The organism is Erythrobacter sp. W36 (assembly GCF_057364935.1).
Genome location: NZ_CP200281.1, coordinates 335,512 through 359,408 on the forward strand (window position 1 = coordinate 335,512; position 23,897 = coordinate 359,408).

The 23,897-nt window shown below is 60.9% G+C and carries 23 protein-coding genes; 18 read left to right on the forward strand and 5 right to left on the reverse strand.

Features of this window, described 5'->3' with window-relative positions:
• Positions 1 to 80: 80 nt before the first annotated feature.
• On the forward strand, positions 81 to 944 hold the full coding sequence (locus tag AC0V6U_RS01515) for a PdaC/SigV domain-containing protein (RefSeq protein WP_472644465.1): 864 nt from the start codon (positions 81 to 83) through the stop codon (positions 942 to 944).
• 43 nt (positions 945 to 987) lie between these two features.
• Complete coding sequence (gene map / locus AC0V6U_RS01520) at positions 988 to 1,815, forward strand: type I methionyl aminopeptidase (RefSeq protein WP_472644466.1); 828 nt, start codon at positions 988 to 990, stop codon at positions 1,813 to 1,815.
• Between the two features lie 448 nt (positions 1,816 to 2,263).
• Here map and AC0V6U_RS01525 read toward each other — a convergent pair whose 3' ends face one another.
• The gene (locus AC0V6U_RS01525; protein ID WP_472644467.1) at positions 2,264 to 2,914 is read right to left on the reverse strand and encodes a heme exporter protein CcmB; all 651 of its coding nucleotides are present in this window, start codon (positions 2,912 to 2,914) and stop codon (positions 2,264 to 2,266) included.
• Positions 2,911 to 3,516: a heme ABC exporter ATP-binding protein CcmA gene (gene ccmA / locus AC0V6U_RS01530; RefSeq protein WP_472644468.1), complete on the reverse strand. Its 606-nt coding sequence runs from the start codon at positions 3,514 to 3,516 to the stop codon at positions 2,911 to 2,913. Before ccmA ends, AC0V6U_RS01525 begins: the two co-directional genes overlap by 4 nt.
• Before the next feature lie 72 nt (positions 3,517 to 3,588).
• Here ccmA and AC0V6U_RS01535 point away from each other — a divergent pair, with 72 nt between their 5' ends.
• The gene (locus AC0V6U_RS01535) at positions 3,589 to 3,891 is read left to right on the forward strand and encodes a 4a-hydroxytetrahydrobiopterin dehydratase (RefSeq protein ID WP_472644469.1); all 303 of its coding nucleotides are present in this window, start codon (positions 3,589 to 3,591) and stop codon (positions 3,889 to 3,891) included.
• A gap of 3 nt (positions 3,892 to 3,894) precedes the next feature.
• Here AC0V6U_RS01535 and AC0V6U_RS01540 read toward each other — a convergent pair whose 3' ends face one another.
• The 3 genes from AC0V6U_RS01540 to AC0V6U_RS01550 all read right to left on the reverse strand — a co-directional run bounded on the left by AC0V6U_RS01540 (position 3,895) and on the right by AC0V6U_RS01550 (position 7,592).
• Positions 3,895 to 4,701 (reverse strand): SDR family oxidoreductase, encoded by an 807-nt coding sequence (locus tag AC0V6U_RS01540; RefSeq protein ID WP_472644470.1) that lies wholly within the window; start codon positions 4,699 to 4,701, stop codon positions 3,895 to 3,897.
• 109 nt (positions 4,702 to 4,810) lie between these two features.
• On the reverse strand, positions 4,811 to 6,772 hold the full coding sequence (locus AC0V6U_RS01545) for a S9 family peptidase (protein WP_472644471.1): 1,962 nt from the start codon (positions 6,770 to 6,772) through the stop codon (positions 4,811 to 4,813).
• 202 nt (positions 6,773 to 6,974) lie between these two features.
• A complete protein-coding gene (locus AC0V6U_RS01550; RefSeq protein ID WP_472644472.1) occupies positions 6,975 to 7,592 on the reverse strand; it encodes a DNA-3-methyladenine glycosylase family protein in 618 nt (205 codons plus the stop codon).
• A 106-nt stretch (positions 7,593 to 7,698) separates the two neighbouring features.
• Between AC0V6U_RS01550 and AC0V6U_RS01555 the strand changes: the two genes are divergently transcribed.
• The 15 genes from AC0V6U_RS01555 to murC all read left to right on the forward strand — a co-directional run bounded on the left by AC0V6U_RS01555 (position 7,699) and on the right by murC (position 23,897).
• A complete protein-coding gene (locus AC0V6U_RS01555; RefSeq protein WP_472644473.1) occupies positions 7,699 to 8,016 on the forward strand; it encodes a 2Fe-2S iron-sulfur cluster-binding protein in 318 nt (105 codons plus the stop codon).
• 186 nt (positions 8,017 to 8,202) lie between these two features.
• Positions 8,203 to 9,216, forward strand: coding sequence for a cysteine synthase A (locus AC0V6U_RS01560; RefSeq protein WP_472644474.1), 1,014 nt, complete (start codon positions 8,203 to 8,205; stop codon positions 9,214 to 9,216).
• A 12-nt stretch (positions 9,217 to 9,228) separates the two neighbouring features.
• Entirely contained in the window at positions 9,229 to 9,666 is a 438-nt protein-coding gene (locus tag AC0V6U_RS01565) for a hypothetical protein (protein ID WP_472644475.1), read from the forward strand.
• Positions 9,647 to 10,438, forward strand: coding sequence for a hypothetical protein (locus AC0V6U_RS01570; RefSeq protein ID WP_472644476.1), 792 nt, complete (start codon positions 9,647 to 9,649; stop codon positions 10,436 to 10,438). Before AC0V6U_RS01565 ends, AC0V6U_RS01570 begins: the two co-directional genes overlap by 20 nt.
• A gap of 527 nt (positions 10,439 to 10,965) precedes the next feature.
• Positions 10,966 to 11,397 (forward strand): division/cell wall cluster transcriptional repressor MraZ, encoded by a 432-nt coding sequence (locus AC0V6U_RS01575; RefSeq protein WP_472644477.1) that lies wholly within the window; start codon positions 10,966 to 10,968, stop codon positions 11,395 to 11,397.
• Entirely contained in the window at positions 11,394 to 12,362 is a 969-nt protein-coding gene (gene rsmH / locus AC0V6U_RS01580; RefSeq protein WP_472644478.1) for a 16S rRNA (cytosine(1402)-N(4))-methyltransferase RsmH, read from the forward strand. Before AC0V6U_RS01575 ends, rsmH begins: the two co-directional genes overlap by 4 nt.
• A complete protein-coding gene (locus AC0V6U_RS01585; protein ID WP_472644479.1) occupies positions 12,359 to 12,925 on the forward strand; it encodes a hypothetical protein in 567 nt (188 codons plus the stop codon). Before rsmH ends, AC0V6U_RS01585 begins: the two co-directional genes overlap by 4 nt.
• Positions 12,922 to 14,640, forward strand: a complete 1,719-nt coding sequence (locus AC0V6U_RS01590; RefSeq protein ID WP_472644480.1) for a peptidoglycan D,D-transpeptidase FtsI family protein — start codon at positions 12,922 to 12,924, stop codon at positions 14,638 to 14,640. The genes AC0V6U_RS01585 and AC0V6U_RS01590 overlap by 4 nt, the downstream gene beginning before the upstream one ends.
• Positions 14,637 to 16,145 (forward strand): UDP-N-acetylmuramoyl-L-alanyl-D-glutamate--2,6-diaminopimelate ligase, encoded by a 1,509-nt coding sequence (locus tag AC0V6U_RS01595; protein WP_472644481.1) that lies wholly within the window; start codon positions 14,637 to 14,639, stop codon positions 16,143 to 16,145. The genes AC0V6U_RS01590 and AC0V6U_RS01595 overlap by 4 nt, the downstream gene beginning before the upstream one ends.
• On the forward strand, positions 16,142 to 17,632 hold the full coding sequence (locus tag AC0V6U_RS01600; RefSeq protein ID WP_472644482.1) for a UDP-N-acetylmuramoyl-tripeptide--D-alanyl-D-alanine ligase: 1,491 nt from the start codon (positions 16,142 to 16,144) through the stop codon (positions 17,630 to 17,632). Before AC0V6U_RS01595 ends, AC0V6U_RS01600 begins: the two co-directional genes overlap by 4 nt.
• On the forward strand, positions 17,633 to 18,703 hold the full coding sequence (gene mraY, locus AC0V6U_RS01605; RefSeq protein ID WP_472644483.1) for a phospho-N-acetylmuramoyl-pentapeptide-transferase: 1,071 nt from the start codon (positions 17,633 to 17,635) through the stop codon (positions 18,701 to 18,703). It abuts the gene before it with no gap.
• A gap of 16 nt (positions 18,704 to 18,719) precedes the next feature.
• A complete protein-coding gene (gene murD / locus AC0V6U_RS01610; protein WP_472644484.1) occupies positions 18,720 to 20,021 on the forward strand; it encodes a UDP-N-acetylmuramoyl-L-alanine--D-glutamate ligase in 1,302 nt (433 codons plus the stop codon).
• Positions 20,018 to 21,262: an FtsW/RodA/SpoVE family cell cycle protein gene (locus AC0V6U_RS01615; protein WP_472644485.1), complete on the forward strand. Its 1,245-nt coding sequence runs from the start codon at positions 20,018 to 20,020 to the stop codon at positions 21,260 to 21,262. Before murD ends, AC0V6U_RS01615 begins: the two co-directional genes overlap by 4 nt.
• Positions 21,259 to 22,464, forward strand: coding sequence for an undecaprenyldiphospho-muramoylpentapeptide beta-N-acetylglucosaminyltransferase (gene murG / locus AC0V6U_RS01620; RefSeq protein WP_472644487.1), 1,206 nt, complete (start codon positions 21,259 to 21,261; stop codon positions 22,462 to 22,464). The genes AC0V6U_RS01615 and murG overlap by 4 nt, the downstream gene beginning before the upstream one ends.
• Positions 22,461 to 23,897: a UDP-N-acetylmuramate--L-alanine ligase gene (gene murC, locus AC0V6U_RS01625; RefSeq protein ID WP_472644488.1), complete on the forward strand. Its 1,437-nt coding sequence runs from the start codon at positions 22,461 to 22,463 to the stop codon at positions 23,895 to 23,897. The genes murG and murC overlap by 4 nt, the downstream gene beginning before the upstream one ends.

Sequence of the window (23,897 nt, forward strand, 5' to 3'; positions counted from 1 at the left end):
ACTTACGTCATTAGCTTTGAGCGACGACTTGTCACGCGCGAATTGTGCAGCTGGAAGGGTGAGTGATCATGGGTAGGACAATGATGGTTTGTGTGGCGGTTCTGGCGACGGGCACGCTCGCGGCATGCTCTTCGCCTGAAGAAGTCGCCGGGGATGTCGGCGTAGTGCAAAATACGCAGGTCCCTCCGACCCCGCCCGAAGTGGCTGAGAGTGGCAGCGCGCAGGATGATCTGGAGCGCCGCACGGCGGCCGGTTTCAATGCGGTCAACTTCACGGATAACGAGAATGCCGACGGCGCGAGCCGCGATTTCGAATACAGCTGGCCTGCTCAGGTCAGCGCGATTCCCGGCCTCGCGCGGCAGCTTCAACAGCGCCGAACGCAAGCCTTGGCCGAGCAGAAAGTAGCATGGCGCGGCACGCTGGAGGAGTTTGCGGATAGCGACTGCAACTCTTGCAAGACCGATAGCTATGGCAAGACTTGGGAAGTGGTGGCGGACCTGCCGCGATTCCTTTCGCTGTCGGCCAATCACTATGTCTATGCGGGCGGTGCGCATGGCAATTATTGGTTCGACACTCTCGTGTGGGATCGGCAAGCCAATGATGGGGAAGGGGAGGCGCTTGATCCTTATGCGCTGTTCACCTCGACGATCGCTTTGCATGACGCCGTAAGGGCGCCCTATTGCGAAGGGCTGAAAGCCGAACAAGCCAAGCGCCGAGGCAGCGTGGAAGACGGCGGATATTTCACCGAATGTCCAGAGCTTGACCGCCTGACGCTGCTGCTCGGGTCATCCACGGGCAAGAGTTTTGACCGGCTGGGATTGCTTGCCGCGCCCTATATCGCGGGCCCTTATGTAGAGGGCCATTACGAGGTGACGGTGCCCGTCACACAGGCGGTTTTGGACGCGGTTAAGCCGGAATATCGCGCGAGCTTTTCGGCAAAGTAAGCCGCCTCTCGCAAATCGTGCGCATTGTCGCTACATAGCGGAAATGACCGAATATCAGCTTATCGAAGGCGATCAGACCGTCTACCGCGACGGCACCATTAAACTGCACGGGCCAGAAGGCTTTGACGGGATGCGCAAGGCCGGACAATTGGCCGCGCGGATCCTGGATGAGGTTGCCAATCTGGTGCAGCCCGGCGTGACGACAGAGAGCGTCGACACCGCCGTGCGCGAGATGATGCTGGACGCGGGATCAGTGCCCGCGACATTGGGCTATCGCGGATACACGCACAGCTGCTGTATCTCGATCAACCATGTGATTTGCCACGGTATTCCCTCCGAAAAAGTCTTCAAAGAGGGCGATATCGTCAACGTCGATGTGACCCCACTGCTGGATGGCTGGCACGGCGACACATCGCGCATGTTCTTTGCCGGTGAGCCGAGCCTCAAGGCCAAACGGCTGGTCGAAGTGACGCATGAATGCCTGATGCTAGGCATCGAAGCGGCGGGCAAACCCGGCGCGCGGCTGGGCGATATTGGCGCCGCGATTGAAGCGCATGCGAAGCAATTCCGCTACGGCGTGGTGCGCGAGTTTTGCGGACATGGCCTTGGCCGCCTGTTCCACGATGCGCCAGAGGTTGTGCACGCAGCAAAAGCTGGCACTGGGCCGGAGCTGAAGCCGGGCATGTTCTTCACGATTGAGCCGATGATCAACCTCGGCAAGCCATGGGCGAAAGTGCTGGGCGACGGTTGGACAGCGGTGACCCGCGACAAGAGCCTTTCTGCGCAATTTGAGCACTCACTGGCCGTGACCGAAGAGGGCACGGAGATATTCACGCTCAGCCCGACGGGTAAAGACAAGCCGCCTTATTGAGGTGCATTGACGGTCTTAAGGACCGTGTTTCATATGATTTGGAATGTTATTGACAGGCGTAATCGAGAGTATCGCTGGCAGAACATCAACGCGATAATCGAAGCTACGGAGCACGATAATTCATGCACGGATGCTGATCAGGCTCCGGCAGGCGACGTGCTTACGGTGGTAGACTACGAGTTCCGAGACGGAATTTCCGTTGCCGACGCGATCAGTTGGGCAAGTGAAAAGACGTGTGCGGTTACTCTCTATCTTTACGACGCTGGGCGAGGGCACCCGAATCAAGAGCATTTCAATAATATGGGCGCGCGGTTTGAGGGATAGACTTCCCTTGCCGTGCTATGCACCCAGGTGCCTACACGGTTCATTATTGCTCTTCGTCATCCCGGACTTGATCCGGGATCTAGAGCCGCCATGGGCCCCGGATCAAGTCAGGGGTGACGGAAAATTAGCTTTCGCGCGCAGCCCGTATCGCCGCGCCAGCGGCAAAGGGCGCAATGGCGACGAGCAGCAAACTAATCGCCGCGACAAAGCCTAGGCTTGCCTGATCCATGCGGGCCAGTGCGCCTGCGCCGAAGATCAGGATCGGCAGCGCCAGCGGGATCAGCAGCAAGCCGGATAACGCCGCGCCTGCGCGCAAGGACGCTGTGAGCGATGCGATCATCAGGCCAATTGCGGCGAGACCCGGTGTGCCCGCCAGCAATCCGAGCAGCAGGATGTGCAGGGTCTCCCCATCCAGATTGAGCAGAGCCGCGGCCGGGAATGTTGCCAATATCAGTGGCGGGCCAAAGCTGAGCCAATGCGCGGCCAGACGCACCGCCATGCTGACTTCCTCAGTAACCCCGCGCAGTTTGAGTTGATCAAACACGCCCAGTTCAATGTCGCGCGCCACCAAGCTGTCGAGCGGCAGGATCGCGGCCAGCAAGGCGGCAATCCACACCACGCCGCCGCCCGTGCGTGCAAGCAGGGGCGCATCTGGCCCGACAGCGAAGGGGTAAAGCATCGCGACTGCCAAAAAGAAGATCACGGGCAGAGCCGCCCCGCTGCCGGTGAAGGGAAAAAAGCGCGCCAGATCGCGTTTGAGCAGCGCGGTGATCATGCGGCTGGCTCTGGTGCTGTACGCGGCGCGTAATCCGCTAGTTCCAGCGTCGTGAGGCCAGCAATGCTCAGCGTTTGGTGCGAGGCGACCAGAGCGATCCCGCCGCCCTTACAATGCGCATCAATCAGAGCGGTCACTTGCTCAATCGCGCGGGTGTCGAGGCCGCTTAGCGGCTCATCGAGCAGCCAAATTGGCGCGTCCTGCGCGATCAGCCGCGCGAGCCCTGCGCGCTTGCGCTGACCGGTCGATAGATAACGCACCGGAATATCGAGCAGATTGCCGAGCCCCATAGCCTCAATCGCCGCGTCAACATCCGTGCAGCCATCAATCCTCTGCCAGAATGCGAGCGCTCGGCTGAGCGGTAGATCGGGATCAAGCCCCATGCGCTCATCCAGCAGGCCGATAGCGCCCTCAGTTTCGACTGTGCCCGCAAAGGGGGTGAGCAGGCCTGCGCAGCTGCGCAAAAGGGTCGTCTTGCCGGTGCCATTTGCGCCGGTCACATGGCACGCATCGCCGCTTTGCAAAGTCAGACTGAGACCCCGGCACAGCACGCGGTCGCCCCGGCGGCAGGCAAGGTCAGATACGGTAAGGCGCGCTTGCATGATTGCACGGCGTTAGGCAAAAGCTGCCCGGCAAACAACACGCTAACCAACAATTGCCTGATCGGAACCGATATGAGCCGTGTGCCTGAACTGACTGATGCCGAAAGAGCGGAGCTGCTCGCGGCTTTCCCAGAATGGAACGAAGCGCGCGATGGCAAGGCGATTTTTCGCAAGTTTGAATTTGCCGATTTCTCTCAGGCCTGGGGCTTTATGAACCGGGTCGCCTTGATCGCGGAAAGCCAAGATCATCACCCTGAATGGTTCAATGTCTACAACAAGGTCGAGATCACTTTGACCACGCATGATGCGGGGGAAAGCGGCGGCCTGTCCGCGCGCGATGCGGCGATGGCGAAGGCGATTGCTGAGCTCGCCTAGGCGTTAGCCAATATCGGTCCCAATTCCCTGGCTGCGCATTTCCTTGCGGACGCGGCCCGGTAGGAAGCGCTGCAGGAACAGCAGGCGGCTTGCCATTTTGCCGACGGTGTAATCCAGCTTGTCGCCGTGGACCGCGTCCCACACCACCTTGGGCACTGTGCTGACGGGTGACACTTCGACGCCCGCATCCAGCAGGCCCTCTTTTACAGATTGGTTCGAATCTGCGGCGGTTTGTTCGATGATGGGCGTGTCGATAAAACCGGGGCACAGCGCGGACACTTTGATGCCGTCCTTTGCCCATTCCGCATCCAGGCTTTGCGTCAGGCCGCGCACCGCCCACTTTGTGCCGCAATAGACGGAAAGATTGGGCGCGCCGATGATCCCGGCCAGGCTGGCGGTGTTGACCAGAACGGAACCGGGCGCGGTTTTCTTCAAATGCGGATGCGCGGCCTGCGCACCGTAGATCACGCCTTTCAAATTGACATCGAGCAGAGCGACGACTTCTTCGCTCGGCTGATCGACAATCGGCCCGCCGTGCCCGATGCCGGCATTGTTGAACACCACATCGATGCGCCCGCCAGCTGCCGTTGAGAAGGCCTCCAGCGCCTCGTCCCAAGCGGCGCGGTCACGCACGTCGAGCTGGTGCATGTATTTGAAGCCGCCTTCGATCAGGCCGAGCGTGTCTTCTAGGCCCGCCGTGTCGACGTCAGCCACGCCAACGAACCAGCCCTTTTCAGCAAAGTAGATCGCGACCGCGCGGCCAATGCCTGAGGCACCGCCAGTGATGAAAATTGACCGACGCTGTGTCACTGAAACCTACTCCCCAAAAACAAGAACGCGCGAGATCTAACCCCGCGCGCTCTGTTTGTCAGCTACTGACATGCGTGTCAGCACCGACGGCTGTGGGTTAACCCGATTATCACTCCGCCAACGCAGCTTCCAGGCCGACCACATGCTGCGCGCCTTCAAGGATTTGCGCGGTGGAATTGCCAACCGTATCGCCAATCGCCTCGCTGCGTCCGCCAAGGCATTCCGCCAGGAAATTCTCGGTGATCGCGGTGTAGGCGATGTTGTTGTTGGGCTTTGCGAAACCGTGGCCCTCATCGGGATAGAGCACATAAGTGACCGGGACACCGGCATCCTTCATCGCGCCGACGATCTGATCACTCTCCGATTGTTTGACGCGCGGATCATTGGCGCCCTGCAGGATCAGCAGTGGCTTGGTGATCTGATCCGCTTTGTAGAGCGGGCTGGCGGCTTTCAGCAAAGCGAGACCTTCGTCAGTGCTGGGGTCGCCCATGCGTTCGTGGAAAATTTTCACCATCGGTGCCCAATAGGGCGGGATCGTCGCCAGCAAGGTCTCAAGGTTGGACGGGCCAACGATGTCAACGCCGCACGCGAATTTCTCAGGCGTAAAGGTAAGACCCGCCAGCGTCGCATAGCCGCCATAGGAACCGCCCATAATTGCCACTTGATCAGCGGTGGTGATGCCTTGCTCAATCGCCCAATCGGTCGCGTCGATCAGGTCGTCATGCATCGACAGGCCCCACTCTTTATTGCCTGCGTTGATGAAGTCTTTGCCGAACCCGGTCGAGCCTCGGAAGTTCACTTGCAGCACGGCATAGCCTCTGTTCGCGAGCCATTGGACGCCGCTGGAAAAGCCATAATCATCGCGCGCCCATGGACCGCCATGGACCAGCAGAACCATCGGCACGGCGGCGTCTGGACGCCCGCTCGCATCGCTGTCGCTGCCCGGCGGCAGGGTGAGATAGGACGGCAGCGTCAAGCCATCACGGCTGGTGATCTCCACCGGTTGCATCGGCTGGAGCGGCGCACCCTCCAGCTCTGGCCGGGTGACGTAGAACGGGGTGAGGGTCTTGGCCGCGCGGTCATAGATGTAGCTGCCACTTGGCGCGGTCAGCGGGTCGTTCCACGCGATCCAGGTCATGTCGTCATCGGTGCGGCTGGCGACGCCAAACTCGCCATCAAGCTGGCCGCCGAGCCAATCGAGCGAGGCCTTGATCTCAGGATCAATCGCGGTCCACTCGGTCTTGAGGTAGTTCGCCGAATAGGCCTCAACCACGCCGGTTTTCGTGTTGCGAATGGTGCCGCCAATATCGGCCTTGTCGTTCTCCGCCACCAAAGTCTTTTCGCCGCTCGCGGTATCTTGAGCATAAAGCGCCGCTGTGTTGCGGCCGCGGCTGTCGAGCCAATAGAGCGTGGAGCCATCGGTCGTGTAGCCCGCTGGCGAAGTCGTCAGCGAATCTTCCATCGCGGTGGTCTCAAATGCGGCCTCTTCCACCGCGCCGTTTTCGACCCGGAAATAGTCGGTGCCGCCTGCCTCGTTCTGGCGCATCGCCATGCGCAAAGTCAGCGTGTCATCCGCCATGAACCCAGCGTAGCTGTTATTCTCGTAAACAAGCTCCAACTCGCCGGTGTTGAGATCGAGCAGGTGCACATCGTGGAATTGTGGATCGCGATTGTTGAGGCCGATCAGGATTTTGTCGCGGATCGTCTCTGACCCGCCGACAATATCCACGCGGGTGTTCTCAAACGGGGTGAGGTTGGTCTCCACCCCGGTTTCGACATTGATCGAATAGAGCAGAAAGTTCTCATCGCCGCCCTTGTCCTGAATATACAGCAGGCTGCTGGAATCCGGTGACCAGAAATGCTGGCGGATCGGACGGTCGGCTGCGCTCGTCATCGCCTTGGCAGCGTCCAGATTGTCGCGCGGGGCCATCCAGATGTTGAGCACGCCATCCTTTGGCGCGAGCCAGCTGAGATATTTGCCATCAGGGCTGATGCGCCCCTGCGCTTTGGTTGGATTGCCAAACAGGGCATCGCGCGGGATCAGATCATAGGCTTCGGCGGTGTTGGTCATTGTGGCTCCGGTATTGGCGGCGTGGTTATCTGCAGAGACGGTGCCCGGCAGACTCGCAGTTGCTTGCAGAACGAGTTGTTATCCGAGGGGACATGGGGGCTATCCGATCGATTGCAAACAACTGTGTTGGTGGGGCAATACACACATGATAGCGAGTCGCAAGTCGCAGGGAATAGGACAGATGCCTAGTTGGAAGGGATCATTAGAGCGCAGGGTTTGCGTAAAAGTGCCAGACCCAGATTGCCATTGCCCCGCGATGCGGGCGCCAGCGTTGACCGATTTGGCGCAGGCCCTTTTCATCGGGCCGCTCGTTTAGCTTCAGCAATCTTTTGACGCCTTCTTGCACTGCCAGATCGCCGGCTGGCCACATATCACCGCGCCCTTCTGCAAACAGCAGGTATATCTCTGCTGACCAGCGCCCGATCCCTTTAACCTTGATCAGCTCTGCGATGGCTTCTTCGTCATCCTCGGGCAGGCTATCAAAATTGACTTCGCCGGTTTGTACGAGTTCGCACAGGCTGCGGGCATAGCCCTGTTTCTGGCGCGACAGGCCGCAGGCGCGCAAAGTATCAAAGTCCCGCTCCAGCAGGCAGGCGGGGGTGAACCCTTCGCCCAGCTCGGCCTCCAATTTGTTCCACATGCTCGCTGCCGCGGCGACGGAGACCTGCTGGCCCACAATCGTGCGCAGCATTGTCATGTAGCCGCGATCTCTGATGCGCGGCTCTGGATAGCCGATCCGAGAGATTTCATTCGCCAGATCGGCATCATTTTTGGCCAATGCATCAAGCGAGGCCTTGATTGCAGCTGCGCTCAATCCCACTAATAATTCCCATAGTTATGCAATGCGAAATCTGCCTCTAGCAGCGCAGCCGACTATTCGATAGAGCGCTGGCCACTCCAGCGGACACTGAAAAGGATACAATGCAATGCCGAAACTGATCGTCACCAATCGTGAAGGCGAAACGAGTGACATTGAGGTCGAGGACGGCCTGACGGTGATGGAGGCTATTCGCGACAATGGCTTTGACGAGCTGCTGGCGCTGTGCGGCGGGTGCTGTTCGTGCGCGACCTGCCACATTCACATCGATCCTGAGTTTACGGCAAAGCTGCCTGAGATGAGCGAAGATGAAGATGATCTGCTGGAATCAAGCGAGCATCGCAATGAAACCTCGCGCCTTTCGTGCCAGGTCCCGCTCACTGCAGAGCTCGAGGGCTTAAAGGTAACTATCGCAGCTGAAGATTGAGCATTTTCTCAATTTAGCTCGGCCACCCGCACCCTCCACCCTTCCACCCGGATAGTTTCCGGTAGGCTCCGGGTGGAAGGGTGGAGGGTGCGGGTGGCTCCGGGCCATCTTCGCAATAATCCCGCTTTGCGTTCGCAAAGCCGATCTGCATTGCGAGATTTCTCGCAAGCTCCTAACTCGCAGTCCATGAACATTACTCAACCTGTCGGCGATACGCTCGCCTTGATCGGAAACACGCCGCTGGTCCGCTTGGCCGGGCCAAGTGAGGCGGCGGGCTGCGATATTTGGGGCAAATGCGAATTTGCCAATCCGGGCTCTTCGGTGAAGGACCGCGCGGCGCTCTACATGATCCGTGATGCGGAAGCGCGCGGCGAGTTAAAGCCGGGCGGCACCGTGATTGAAGGCACCGCTGGCAACACCGGTATTGGCATCGCATTGGTCGCCAATGCGCTCGGTTACAAAACCGTGATCGTGATGCCGGACAATCAGTCGAAGGAAAAGATGGACACTTTGCGGGCCCTGGGCGCGCAATTGGTGCTCGTGCCGCCGACCAAATACGCCGATCCTGCGCATTTTCAGCACACCTCACGCCGCATGGCGGACGAAACCGAGGGGGCGATCTGGGCGGGACAGTTTGACAATGTCGCCAATCGCCGCGCCCATATTGAAGGCACGGCAAAAGAGCTGTGGCAGCAGACCGGCGGAAAGATTGACGGCTTTACCTGCGCGGCTGGCACAGGCGGAACGATTGCCGGGGTTGGCATGGGGCTAAAGGAGAAATCCGAGGATGTCCGCATTGCGCTAACCGATCCGCACGGTGCGGCGCTCTACAACTACTACGCCAATGGCGAGCTGAAGGGGGAGGGCTCTTCGGTTGCTGAGGGCATCGGGCAGGGCCGGATCACCGCCAATCTCGAAGGCGCGCCGATTGATACCCAGTTCCGCATTTCTGACGAGGAAGGCCTTGAATGGGTCGCCCGCCTGCTGCGCGAAGAGGGGCTGTGCCTTGGCCTATCCTCCGGCATCAATGTCGCGGGCGCGATTGCGCTGGGCAAACAGCTGGTCGCCGAAGGGCGCGAGAACCCGCAAGTCGCAACGATCCTTTGTGATACCGGCTTTCGCTACCTCTCAACCCTGTACAATGCCGAATGGCTGAAGGCGAAAGAGCTTCCAGTGTTCGACTGGCTCGAACAAGCGTGATAGGCAGCCATTATGGCGTATCGTAAACTGTTTGAGACCCGCGAAGAAGTGGCGCGGGCTGTTGCAGAAAACCCCGATCTAGAACGCGCAGGCGCGCCGCTTGGCGGAACCCGCGAAGAGGCGGTGCAGCGCCTGCAGGTCGGTCTGTCCGGCCTTGCGGCTATGGTTCTGCTGGTCGGTCTGGCCAGCGTGATCCAGGGCCGCGCACAGGTGAGCGAAGACAGCGCCGTGCCAGAAGCCGCGCCGACGACCGAGCCGAGCGCAGAGGCCAAGATCAACGATCCGCTCGCCGATGCGGGCGTTGTGCCGGATTTGCCGGTGGACCCAAGCCCGGCCGCGACGCAAGAGGCGGCGATTGTGCCTGAGCAGGGCGAAGGCACCGCTGGCGATCCGCTGCCCGGTGATGTTGTGCGCGATGATCCGCTGATCAATGAGCCCAAAACTCCGTAAATTTGCCCTTGCTGCGCTTGGCGTGCTGGCCATCGGCGCCGCCGCGCTGTGGTGGCTGGCCCAATCGCGCGACCAGAGCAATGGCCAGCGCGCGAGTTCCAGCAATGGCTCAGCTGAGAGGGTGGAGCTCGGCCTGATGAGCAGCCTGCCGCTTTATTGGCCGCTGGGCGAAGATTTCACCAGCCTGATTGATGCAGAGCAAGAGATGCCTTGGCAGCGTACGGTCTTGGAGGCGCGCTATGATTTGCGGCTGCTCGACAGTCTCTCACCCGATGATCAGGGCGTCAGTCCGCTTGCGGGGCTAGAGCGTCTGGCGATTGTCCAGCCGCGCGGGCTCAGTCCTTCAGACAATGTCGCGCTGGATGATTGGGTGCGGGGCGGCGGGCAGCTGCTGATCGCGCTCGATCCAATGCTGACCGGGGAATATGAGGTCGCCTTTGGCGATCCGCGCCGCCCGGTGGGCGCTGCGCTGATCCCGCCAGTGATTGAGCGCTGGGGTTTGGCGATTAGTTTTGATGAGGGGCAGAGTGAAAGTGTGCGCTCAGCCACGATCGCTGGCGGGCAGATCCCGCTTCACATGGCCGGTGTTGTCAGCGTTCTCGATCCCGCCGCTGCCTCGTGCGAATTGCAAGGCGATGGAATTATCGCGGCCTGCGATATTGGCGAGGGGAGCGTTACGGTGCTCTCTGACGCTGCTGTCTTTGAGCATCAAGAGCTTGCCGGTGAAGAGGGCGGCACGCTGATCGCCTTGCTTGCACAAACACTCAACTGAGTCGCCAGCAGCCCGATTCTCATCGCCACCGCCGCAATCCATTTGATCAGAGCCCAAGCGCCCCAAAATCGCGATCGGGGATTTTGCGGGCCGGGCCGGGGATCAGCGACTCGAAAAATGCGATTCTCGCAGTTTTGACCGGAAAATCAGCGTTTTGAAGCGGGCTCTTTGGTTCCCATGCTAGGTAGTGAAGCGGATGGCCCCTGTATATTAACCATATGAAACAATAATTTACCATCTTATCCCGCAAAATCCCGCAAAAACCCCTTCCATCCCGGTTAAACCCACGATATTACCGTCTTCCATCAGACATGCCCGTTTGTGTTTGCGCCGCCCATTGCGGTTGGCGCGCCGGTTCCGCTCGCGTGCGGAATGGCGAGGCAGAGGGCGTGTTTGGCCTCCTCAAAAGGGAGGTGGGGAAAATGAAAGCCCGTGAGGGACGGGTGAGAAGGGGAGTTGGAGCGCGTGTCGTTCGCAGGATTCAGTGGTCAAGCTTATTCGCCCATGCCGGCGATAAGGGCCGCTTTGTGCTGCCTCCACTGTTCCGCAAGGCCGTTAAAGAAAGCTCTGAAGGGCGGATTGTCTGCCTCGCAAAGCACGAGCGCTGGAACTGTCTCACCGGCTTTGGCCTGTCCCGCAAAACCGAACTTGAAGAGCAGATTGAGCGCGAGGAAGACCGCGCCATCCGCCTTGATAAAGAATTCGACCGCGATCTGCGCGCGATGCAGCTGTTTGGCTTTGTCGAAGTGCCGTTTGACGACAGCGGCCGCTTTGTGATGCCCGATCACCTGCGCAGTCTCGCTCAGGTCGATGATGGCCTGTACTTCCACGGCGGCGGGCGCTTCTTCACGATCTGGAATCCAGATCAGCTCGCACAGATGGGCGAGCAGTGGGAAAGCGCGCAGGCAGCCTGCGCCAATCTGGTCGCAGAAGCCGAAGCGAAGGGGCGCAAGAAATGACGTCCCCTTCTGCTTCAAGCCAAACCGCCCCCCACGTACCTGTTCTCCTCGAAGAAGTGATCGCTGCGCTTAATCCCCAGCCCGGCGATGTCATTGTCGACGCCACTTTTGGCGCCGGCGGCTATACTCGTGCGCTGCTTGATTGCGGCGCGACCGTCCACGCCTTTGATCGCGATCCTGACGCGATCTCTCAAGGCCGCGGATGGAGCGAGGCGCGTAGTTCCCCTCCGCGCTTAGTGCTTCATCCGCGGCGTTTTTCTGAGATGGTGAGCGCGATGGCCGAGGTCGGCGTTGCCCAGGTTGACGGCGTCGCGATGGACATTGGCGTGTCGTCCATGCAGCTTGATCAGGCGGGGCGCGGCTTTGCGTTTTCGGCTGATGGGCCGCTCGATATGCGGATGAGCCAGGCGGGCGAGAGCGCGGCTGATTTCCTCAATTCTGCCGATGCCGACACGATTGCCGATGTGCTCTATGAATATGGCGAGGAACGCCAGTCGCGCCGGGTTGCCCGCGCGATTGTTGCTGCGCGCCCGCTGGAGACGACCGGTGATCTGGCGCGCATCGTTCGCAAGGCGCTGGGCCATAAGCCGCATGACAAGAAAGACCCGGCAACGCGCTCGTTTCAGGCGGTGCGCATCCATGTGAATGATGAGCTGGGCGAATTGCGCAGCGGATTGTCAGCTGCGGAGCATTTGCTGCGCGCTGGCGGCAAGCTTGCCGTGGTCAGCTTTCACAGCCTCGAAGACCGCATGGTCAAACGCTTCCTGCGCGAAGCGTCCGGCGCGGGCCGCGCGGTATCGCGTCACCTGCCAGGGGAAATTCCCGGCGATCCGCCGGTATTTGAGAAACTTTCCAAAGCGATCCGTCCTTCCGAGGCTGAGATCGAACGCAACCCGCGCGCGCGCTCTTCAACCCTGCGCAGCGCCATTCGTACAACCGCCGATGCAAGGAGGCTTGCGGTATGATCGTTTCAGGTTCTCGTATGCGCCAAATCGGCTGGGTCGCGGTGCTCGCGCTGTGCGTTGGGATGTTCCTCGCGCTCAGCTTCCGCGTGCATGCGGTCAAAAGCGAAGTTCTGCTGGCTGAGCGGCAAATCGTTGAGCTGGAACGCGAAACGCTTGTGCTGGAAACCGAATTTCAGGCGCGCGCCAATCAGCGCCAGCTTGCCAATTGGAACATCGTCGAATTCGGCTATCTCGCGCCGCGCGCCGACCAATATCTTGAAGGTGAGCGTCAATTGGCGAGCCTGGGTTCGCCCCAAGTTCCCGGCGCGCCTAGCCCGATCCGGGTTGCCCGGGCAGAGCCTGAAGAAGGCATGCCTTCGCCGCTGCGGTCACGTGAAATGGTCTCGCCAATCACGGGCGCGCCTGTGACTTTGGCCGCGACACAGGTTGAAGAGAGCGCGACGACAATGTTCGCCGAGGCTTTCGGTGATTTCCTTGTCGACGCCTCGCCCATCCGGGCGGCGCAAGCGCGCGCAGGCAGCAGCGCTGCGGCCACCCAAGCAGCGGCAGAGACGGCTGAATGAGTGCCTTTGCGGCTCGCCCGGCCATCCCCGCAGGCCGCATCCAACTCGTCAATCTGCGCTATCGCTCGCTGTTGACGGCGCGTTGGCGCGTGCTTTGGATTGTGCTGGTGTTTGGTCTGGTCGCTGCGGCGGCCATCCTGCGTATTGCCTATCTGGGTTTTGCTGGTCACGCCCCATCGCGCACCAGCCTGGCGGAGCAATTGCTGCCCCCACGCGGTGAGATCACCGATCGCAACGGCATTCCATTGGCCCGCGCCTTCCCGGCCTATGCTCTGTGGTATGCGCCAACCGCCATGGGTGATGGCGGCGCGCCTCTGGTTGCCTCACCACAAGACGTCGCATTGAAGCTGGCCAATATCTTCCCGACGATGGATGTGAGCGACACCGCCTCGCGTTTGGCCTCAGGCCGGGCAGGTTATTTGCGCCGCCGCATTCTGCCGGAAGAGGCGAACGAAATCATGCGTCTGGGCGAGGTCGCGCTGCAAATCCCGCGCGAGACCGACCGTCACTATCCGCAAGGTTCACTGGGCGCGCACATCCTTGGTTATGTCGCGGCTGATGATCATGGCCGCGTCGGCATGGAAGCGGTGCTGGACGAGCAATTGCGTGATCCGGCCCTGCGCTCAGAATCGGTGCCGCTGTCGATCGACATGCGCGTTCAAGGCGCGCTCGAAGACGAGCTCAGTAAGACAATGCTCGCCACCAATGCGCTGGGCGCGGCGGGGTTGGTGCTGGATGTCGACACGGGCGAGGTGATGGCGCTGGCTTCCCTGCCAGAGTTTAATCCCAACCGGATCGATGCCGCTGGCCAGGCCAATATGATGAACCGCGCCACCAACCAGGTGTATGAGCTGGGTTCGACGTTTAAGCCGCTGACTGTCGCCGCCGCGATTGATGCTGGCGTGATCACTGATCTCAGCGCCAATTGGAACGCGCGCCCGGTTAAGATCGGTTCTATTGAGCGCGCGGATTATTCCGACAAAGGCGCGACGCTCAACATTCCTCAGGCGCTCGCCTATTCCTCCAACACCGTCACCATGCGGGTCGCGGATCAGCTTGGTCCAGAGCGGCTGCGCCAGACGATGATCGACCTCGGGATGAACGAGCGTCCCTATATTGAGCTGCCCGCGAAAGGCCATCCGATCTGGCCGCGCGGTGACTGGTCACGGCTAACCAATATGACGGTTGGCTATGGCCACGGTATTTCGGTCACGCCGCTGCACTTGGCGACCGCTTATGCGGCGATGGTCAATGGCGGCATCTGGCGCCCTGCGACTTTGCATAAGCTGGAGGCGGGCGAGGCTCCGCGCGGTCGCCGCGTGTTTAAGACCTCAACCTCTTCACGTATGCGCCAGCTGCTGCGGATGATTTCGATTTACGGCACCGGACGCAGCGCCGATGCGCCGGGTTACCGGGTCGGCGGAAAGACCGGCTCTGCGGAAAAGCCAGTCAAAGGCGGATACAGCAAGACGAAGCTGATCTCGTCTTTTGCCGCTGCATTCCCGATGGACCGTCCACGTTATGTTGTGGTCGCGGTGATTGATGAACCGCGCGGCACTGTGGCAAGTTCGTTCCAGCGGACAGCGGCGTTTAACGCGGCCCCTGTCGTCGGGCGGCTCGTGCCGCGAATTGGCCCCATGCTGGGCGTACAGCCGGATACGACGCGCGACGTCGATATTAGTGATCTTCGCTTCTTGGTGGAGGGGCGCAAATGAAACTTGGAAGTTTAGCAGAGAGGGTAGGGCTACCTTGCGGTGAGGGCGCTGACCTAAGCGTAACCGGCTTTGCCATCGATCATCGCAAGGTCGCGCCCGGCACCGTATTCGGCGCGTTTCAGGGTCTGACCTTCAATGCGGAAGACGTCATTCCTGAGGCGATTGCCGCAGGGGCTGTCGCCATCGTGACGCGCCCCGGCGTGAGCGTAGAGGGCGCCGTCCACATTGCCAGCGACAATCCGCGCCGCGATTTTGCGCGTCTGGCCGCTGGTTTCTTCACGCCCGTCCCGCCGCATATCGTCGCGGTTACCGGCACCAATGGCAAAACCTCGACCGTAGAGATGACGCGGCAAATCTGGCGCATGTGCGGAGAGCGCGCAGCCAGCATTGGCACATTGGGCGTGACCACGCCGGAAGAGAGCGTCTCCACCGGCCTCACCACGCCGGACATTGTCACTTTCCTTTCGAATATGAGCGGGCTGGCGCGCGAAGGCGTGAGCCATGTGGCCTATGAGGCATCGAGCCACGGCCTCTCGCAATATCGCAATGAAGGCGTGCCGGTGTCAGCCGCCGCCTTCACCAATTTCAGCCGTGATCACCTCGATTATCATGCTGATATGGATGACTATTTTGCTGCGAAAATGCGGCTCTTCAGCGAAGTGCTGGAGCCAGGCGCAGCGGCAATTATTTGGGACGGCGGGGATAACAGCGAGTGGACCCGCCGTGCCGCCGAGCACGCGGTGTCCTCAAATTTGCGCGTGCTTCTTGTCGGCAAGGTGGGGAGCGGCTCCAACGCGTTCCTCCGCCTTGTCGATCGCAAAACGACCCAGCTTGGTCAGACCATCGATGTTGAGCATGAAGGGCATGTCTTTTCGATCAAGCTCCCGCTGATCGGTGAATATCAGGCCGCCAACGCCATGGTCGCGGCGGCTCTGGCGATCGCAACGGGCAGTGATGCCGTGCAAGCGCTGGACGCGATTTCCCGGCTTCAGCCGGTGCGCGGGCGGATAGAGCGGGCTGTGATCAGCCCGGCCGGTGCGCCTGTCTATGTCGATTATGCTCACACGCCGGACGCTTTGGCAGCGGCGATTGCTGCGCTGCGCCCGCATGTGGCGCGCGGGCAGGGCGGGCGTTTGATCACCGTATTTGGCGCTGGCGGAGACCGCGATCCCGGCAAACGCGAGGCCATGGGCGCAGCGGCCTCTGACAAATCAGATATCGTCATCGTTACTGACGACAATCCGCGCGGCGAAAGCCCGGCGGCCATTCGGGCAGACATTATGCGCGGGGCCGCGGCCAGCGCGCGCGAGATTGGTGATCGGCGCGAGGCGATTGGCGAGGCCATTTCGCTCGCCGGAGAACACGACATTGTGCTGGTGGCGGGCAAAGGTCACGAGCAAGGACAGATCATCGGTGCAGGAGAGAATATGCGGGTTTTGCCGTTCGATGACGTAACGGTTGCGCGCGAATGCGCCGCTGCTGGCGGTTCGGGGTCGGGCTCATGAACGCGCCGCTGATCCACGCTGCGCTGCGCGCTTGGCCGGTAACGGCGCGCGATGAACTCAGCGGAGCGCTGTGGAACTCGCGTGAGATCGAGACGGCAACGGGCGGCACGGCCAGCCATCATTTTCAGGCCTCCGGCGTTGAGATGGATTCCCGCGATGTGCGCCCCGGCGATTTGTTCGTCGCGCTGAAGGGTGAGGCGATGGACGGCCACCGCTTCCTCGATAAAGCCTTTGCCGCAGGTGCGGTTGCAGCGATTACAGATCGCGCTGTCGATTATCCGCACGTGCTGGCCAAAGACACCAGCGCGGCTCTGCATGCGCTGGCTCATGCCGCGCGCGATCGCAGCCCAGCGGTGCGCATTGGCGTCACCGGATCGGTTGGCAAAACCGGCGTAAAAGAGGCGATCTTTGCCGCGTTAGACCGGGCCAGCAGAGGCGCAGCGCATCGCAGCGTTCGCAGCTACAACAATCACGTAGGCGTGCCGCTCAGCCTCGCCCGGATGCCCGCGCGCAGCCTGTTTGGCGTGTTCGAAATGGGCATGAATCATGCGGGCGAAATCGCGCCTTTGGCCGATCATGTGCGCCCGGACGTTGCGCTGATCACGACGCTAGCGCCTGCGCATATCGAAAACCTTGGCTCGATGGAGGCCATTGCCGATGAGAAGGCGGCGATCTTCACCGGTCTGACACCGGGCGGCACTGCGATCATTCCGGCTGACACCGACTACACCGAGCGCCTGATCGGCCATGCCCGTGCGGCGGGCGCTGAGGTGGTGACCTTTGGCCGCCATGCGGATGCCGATGTGCGGCTGCTCGATGCCATTCCGATCAGCACCGGCGGCTCGCTGATCACAGCAGACCTTGGCGATGCGCGGCTTTGCTATTCGATTGCGGAGCCGGGCGAGCATTGGATTGCCAATTCACTCGGCGTCATGGCGGCAGTGCGCGCAGCGGGCGGTGATCTCGCTGCAGCTGGCCTGGCGCTGGCTGAAATGGGCGGACTAAAAGGGCGCGGCGCGCGGTTCCAGATTGATCTGCCCGGCGATGGCAAGGCCTTGCTGGTCGACGAAAGCTACAATGCGAACCCTGCCTCCATGCGCGCAACTCTGCGGCAATTGGGCCAGACACCGGCGCTGCGCCGGGTCGCGGTTTTGGGCAGCATGATGGAGCTGGGTGATTTTAGCCCGCGCTTCCACCGCCAACTGGCCGAGCCGCTTAATGATGCGCGGGTCGATCATGTTATTCTGGTTGGCGAAGAGATGCGCGAACTCGCCTATGAATTGGGGAAATCAGGCGGCGTTCCGCTTGGCAACCCGGGCAGCTTCACGCATTGCGACGGTCCGGATCAGGCGATTTCCATGCTCAGCGAATTTGGCATCAATGGCGGGGACGCAATCCTTGTCAAAGGGTCAAACTCGGTCGGGCTTGGCGCTCTGGTTACCCATTTTACGCAAACGCACCCGGTTGAGGGGCAACAGGACGACTAAATGCTGTATCTGCTCGCCGAATGGCTCGGGTTTGAAGGGATCTTCAACCTTGTGCGTTACCAGACGTTCCGTGCCGGAGCGACGCTGATCACGGCGCTGTTTATTGGCATGGCAATCGGTCCGCGCTTCATCAACATTTTGCGCGTGCGCCAAGGCAAAGGGCAGCCGATCCGTGAAGACGGACCGGAAAGCCATTTTGCAAAGCGCGGCACACCGACCATGGGCGGATTGATGATCCTCATCTCATTGGCGCTCTCGCTGATGCTATGGATGGATTTGCGCAGCCCGCTGGTCTGGGCCTGCCTCGCGGTGACCGCCGGTTTCGGGATCATCGGCTTCCTCGATGACTACGACAAAGTCTCGAAAAACAGCCATGCAGGCGTACCCGGCCGGGTGCGGCTCGCGATGGAATTCGTGGTCGCTGGCATTGCGTCTTACATCATCGTTAGCCAGATCAGCACAGACCTATACGTGCCGTTCTTCTCTGACGTGTCGATCCCTCTGGGGCCGTTCTATTACTTCTTTGCCGCCTTTGTGATTGTCGGCGCGGGCAATGCGGTGAACCTGACTGACGGCCTTGATGGACTGGCGATCATGCCGGTGATCATTGCCGCGGGCACCTTTGCGATCATCGCCTATCTCGTCGGGCGCACCGACTTTAGCGAATATCTCGGCATTCCTTACGTTGAGGGAGCCGGTGAGTTGGCAATATTCTGCGCAGCGATCATCGGCGCGGGCCTCGCGTTTCTATGGTTCAACGCGCCGCCAGCGGCGGTCTTTATGGGGGATACCGGATCGCTCGCCTTGGGCGGAGCCTTGGGCGCCATTGCGGTCGCCGCGCATCACGAGATTGTGCTGGCGATTGTTGGCGGCCTGTTCGTGCTGGAGGCGGTTTCCGTCATCGTTCAGGTTTTCTGGTTCAAACGCACGGGCAAGCGGGTGTTCCGCATGGCTCCGATCCACCACCATTTCGAACAGCTCGGCTGGAGCGAGAGCAAGGTCGTGATCCGGTTCTGGATCATTTCGATTGTGCTTGCGATGGCGGGTCTTGCCACACTGAAACTGCGCTAAGGAGAGCTGCGCCAAAGTGATCACCTCTGCTGCCTTTGCTGGAAAACGCTATGCCGTGCTCGGCCTGGCGCGGTCTGGCGCGGCCACAGTGGAGGCATTGCTGGCGAGCGGCGCTGAGGTAACGGCATGGGACGAGCGCGAAGAAGCGCGCGAGGCGTTTGTGGGCCGGTGCGATCTGGCCGATCCTTTGCAAATCGACCTCACCGGATTTGCGGGCGTGGTGGTGTCGCCCGGCGTCCCGCTCAACACCCACCCAATCGCGCCCTATGCGGCGACATTCGATGTGCCTGTGATCGGCGATATTGAACTGTTCGCCCAGGCCCGCGCTGATCTGCCGCCGCACAAAGTGGTGGGTATTACCGGCACCAATGGCAAGTCGACCACGACCGCGCTGGTCCATCACATCCTGCAAACCGCGGGCATGCCCAGCGTGATGGGCGGCAATATTGGCGAGCCGATTTTGGCCCAAGACCCGCTACCTGAAGGCGGGGTCTATGTGCTGGAGCTGTCGAGCTATCAGATTGATCTGACGTTTAGCTTGGATTGCGATGTCGCGGTGCTGCTGAACATCACGCCGGATCACCTGGATCGGTACGATGGTGATTTTGAGAAATATGCGGCGAGCAAGGCGCGCCTTTTCGACATGCAGTCGGAGGAACATGCAAAGGTCTTTTCTGGCCATGATGATATGAGTGCAGCGATCGCGGACACGTTGCGTGACGAGATTCTGCCTCCGCAATTCGTGCGAAAGACTGCTGTTTCTTCCCCTTCACTTCAGGGGCCGCATAACGCTCAAAATGCAGCCGCAGCGTTCGAGGTTTGCTCGACTCTAGGGGTTGGGTTGCCTGACCTTAATGTCGGATTGAATACCTTTACCGGCCTCCCGCATCGCATGGAACGTGTCGCTGAGGTCGCCGACGTAACCTTCATCAACGATAGCAAAGCGACCAATGCGGATTCCACCGCACCGGCCATTGCTGCGTTTCCGCCTGCCCCCGATCCCCGCGTGCGATGGATCGTCGGCGGTATGGCAAAGGAAGACGGCCTCGGCTCGCTGGCTGGGCTGATGGACCACGTCGCGGGCGCCTATACTATTGGCCGCGATGGGGAGATGTTCGCGCAGGCCATTCAGCCTGTCGCACCGGCGCAATATTGCGAAACGCTGGGCCAGGCCTTTGCCAAGGCGCATGGTGATGCGCGCGCGGGCGATGTGGTGCTGTTCTCGCCAGCCGCGGCGAGCTTTGATCAATTCCGTGATTTTGAAGACCGCGGGCAGCAATTCCGCGATCTCGTCCATGCCTTGGGAGAGGCCGCATGAATTCCGTCGGTTCACCGGCTTACGGCCCATACGCGCCAGGTCGCAGCGGCGGATCATTCCACGCGCCTGTGCCGGTTCGGCGCGGGTGGATGGGCGATCTGCGCATCTGGTGGCGCGAAGTCGATAAATGGCTGCTCGGTCTGGTCCTCGTCATGATGCTGATCGGCACCGCTGCGGTGGCTGCTGCCTCGCCTGCCAGCGCAGAGCAGCTGTCGACCGCCGAAGTGCGCCTTGATGAGTTTCTATTCCTGAAATCGCACGTCGTATGGCAGATCATGGGCGTGGGCGTGATGATCGCCACCAGCTTTGCCAGCCGCGATAATGCACGCCGCATGGGCATCTTGCTGTTCGCCGGAATGCTGGCGTTGCTGTTTCTCGTGCCGATTATCGGGGTCGAGAAAAACGGCGCGCGCCGCTGGCTAGAGGTCGGCATGTCGCTCCAGCCCTCTGAGTTCTTGAAACCTGGCTTTGCCATCGCGCTCGCGTGGATTTTAAGCTGGCGACTGCGCGATCCGGGTCTGCCGGTGCTCACCTTTGTGACGATGATCATGGCCCTCGTCGCTGGCCTGCTGATGCTACAGCCAAACCTTGGCGCGACCATCCTGTTCGCAGGTGTGTGGTTCGTGCTGGTGCTGCTCTCGGGCGTATCAGTTCAGCGGATCAGTGCGCTGGTTGGCGCGGGCGTCGTCGGGCTGACCGCGACCTATTTCCTCTATGACAATGCCCGTCACCGGATTGATGCGTTTCTGGGCGGCGGGACCGCGTTTGACCAAGTTGATCTGGCTCAGCGGACCCTGCTGGCGGGCGGTTGGACCGGCAGCGGCCTGTGGCTGGGCATTCGCAAGATGAACCTGCCAGAGGCGCATACGGACTATATCTTCTCCGTCATTGGCGAGGAATATGGCCTGATGATCTGCGCGCTGATTGTGCTGCTCTATCTCGCGATTGTCGCGCGCGTGCTGGTGCGCTTGGTGGATGAAGAGAACCTGTTTGTCCTGCTCGCAGGCGCGGGTCTCGTCACCCAAATCGGCGGGCAGGCCTTCATCAATATTCTCGTCAACCTTCAGCTGTTCCCATCAAAAGGCATGACCTTGCCGCTGATCAGCTATGGCGGCTCGTCAACCTTGGCGGTGTGCTTTACATTCGGTCTGTTGCTCGCAATCACGCGGCGCAATCCGTTCCTAAAGCGCGAGACGCCGGGACTGCGAGACTTTCTAGAAAATAAGGAGGAGCGCGAATGAATAGCGATGCTCCCAAGTCCAATCGTCATTTCGTTCTCGCCGCTGGCGGGACCGGCGGCCATTTGATCCCGGCCTTTGCGCTGGCGGCAGAGCTGGACGCGCGCGGGCACCATGTCGCGCTGATCACGGATGAGCGCGGCGCGAATATCCCGGGCAAGCCCGACTATCTGACGGCGCATGTCCTGCCCGCTGGCCGGTTTGGCAAAAACCCGCTGCGCTGGCTCGGCGGTGCGCGCGCTGTGCGCGATGGCCGCAATATGGCGCTGCGCCTGTTTGATGCGTTTGAACCGAGCGCGGTGATCGGCTTTGGCGGTTATCCGGCTTTCCCGGCGCTGCTGGCCTCAACCAAGGCGGGCATCCCCAGCGTCGTGCACGAACAAAACGCTGTGCTGGGGCGGGTCAACCGCCTGCTCGCTGGCCGCGTGGATGCGATTGCCACCAGCTATCCTGAGGTTGAGCGCCTCAAAGAGAAATACGAGACAAAGGTCTATCTGGTCGGCAATCCGGTCCGGGCTGAGGTGCTTGAGCTGCGCAAGCAGGATTTCCCTGAGTTCACGGATGAAGGCCTGTTGCGGGTGTTGGTCACCGGCGGCAGCCAAGGCGCGAGCATCCTGTCGCAAGTGGTGCCCGATGGGCTGGCAATGCTGCCACCGGCGCTGCGCGGCCGCCTGCAAGTGACGCAGCAATGCCGCCAGGAAGATATCGACGCGGTGCGCGAACGCTATTTGAGCCACGATATTCCAGCTGAGCTCGGCACCTATTTTGAGGATATGGAAGAGCGTCTGGCTGATTGCCATGTCTTCATTGGCCGCGCAGGCGCGTCGACCATTGCTGAGCTGACTGCGGTTGGCCGCCCCGGAATTCTGATCCCGCTGCCGATTGCGACCGACGATCATCAGGCCGCCAACACCCGCGAGATTGTGGCCGCTGGCGGCGCGCGCATGGTACGCCAAGCGAACTTTGCGCCAAAGGAATTGGCCAAGCAAATCCAGGCAATGGCGCAAAAGCCAGCGAGCTTAGCCAATGCCGCGCACGGCGCCTGGAATTGCGGCCGCCCGGATGCGGCGAAGGAACTTGCGGACTTGATGGAGAGTTTTGGCGGGGCTGACATGATGGATGTCATCCGCGTCGGCGAGGGCGAAAAACGCAGCGCCGCGACCAGCACCGCAGCCGAAGGCGCGACCAAGGACAACGTCCAGTGAAGGGCGTTGCAACCGATATTGGCACAATCCATTTCGTCGGGATCGGCGGAATTGGCATGTCGGGCATTGCCGAGGTGATGCACAACCTCGGCTACGGCGTGCAGGGCAGCGACTTGGCCGAGGGGCCGAGCGTAGAGCGCCTGCGCGCGCGCGGCATCACCGTGCATATCGGCCATGAGCGGGAGAACGTGGACGGCGTTAGCGTCGTCGTCACCTCCACCGCCGTTCGCCGTACCAACCCAGAGGTTGCCGCTGCGCTGGAAAACCGCATCCCAGTGGTCCGCCGCGCCGAAATGCTGGCCGAACTAATGCGGCTCAAATCCACCGTCGCGGTGGCCGGAACGCATGGCAAAACCACCACCACCAGCATGATCGCAGCCTTGCTCGACAAGGGCGACGTTGACCCCACCGTCATCAATGGCGGGATCATTGAGCAATATGGCTCCAACGCGCGCCTCGGCGACAGCGATTGGATGGTGGTCGAAGCTGATGAGAGCGACGGCAGCTTCCTGCGCCTCGATGGCACCATCGCGGTCGTCACCAATATCGACCCTGAGCATCTCGACCATTACGGCGATTTCGATGGGGTCAAACGCGCCTTTGTCGAATTCATTCACAATGTCCCGTTTTACGGGGCGGCAATCCTATGCGTCGATCATCCGGAAGTGCAGGCGGTCATTGGCCAAGTGCGCGACCGCAAGGTTGTGACCTATGGCTTCTCTTTGCAGGCCGACATTTGCGGTGTGAACATTCGTCCGCATGAAGGCGGCAACCGTTTCGATGTGATCATCCGCCAGCGCGGCGAAGAAGACCGCCGGATCGAAGGCGTGAACCTGCCCATGCCAGGCCGCCACAACGTTCAAAACGCTCTAGCCGCGATTGCGGTCGCGATTGAGATGGGCTGCCCCGACGATGTCATCCGCGAGGGCTTTGGCCAGTTTGGCGGGGTTCGTCGCCGTTTCACTAAGGTCGGCTCTGTCCCGGTCGAAGGCGGCGCTGTCAGCATTATCGACGATTACGCCCACCACCCGGTCGAAATCCGCGCCGTGCTAGAGGCAGCGCGCGAAGCGGCCTCCGCTGGCGAGAGCGAAGGGCGCGTGATCGCGATTGCTCAGCCGCACCGCTATTCGCGCCTCAATGATCTGATGGAAGACTTCCAAACCTGCTTCAACGAGGCAGACGAAGTCTATGTCACCCCGGTTTACGAAGCGGGCGAAGACCCGATTGAAGGCGTCAGTTCCGCCGCGCTCGTCGCAGGGTTAAAATCGCGCGGGCATCGCTCTGCGCAGACGATTGAGGATCAGGCATCTTTGGCGAGCGCGCTGGCAGGCGACATTCGCAAGGGCGACATCGTCGTGTGCCTGGGTGCGGGCGACATCACCAAGTGGGCGGCGGGGCTCGCGGGCGCCATTGAAGCAAAGCGGAACGCATGA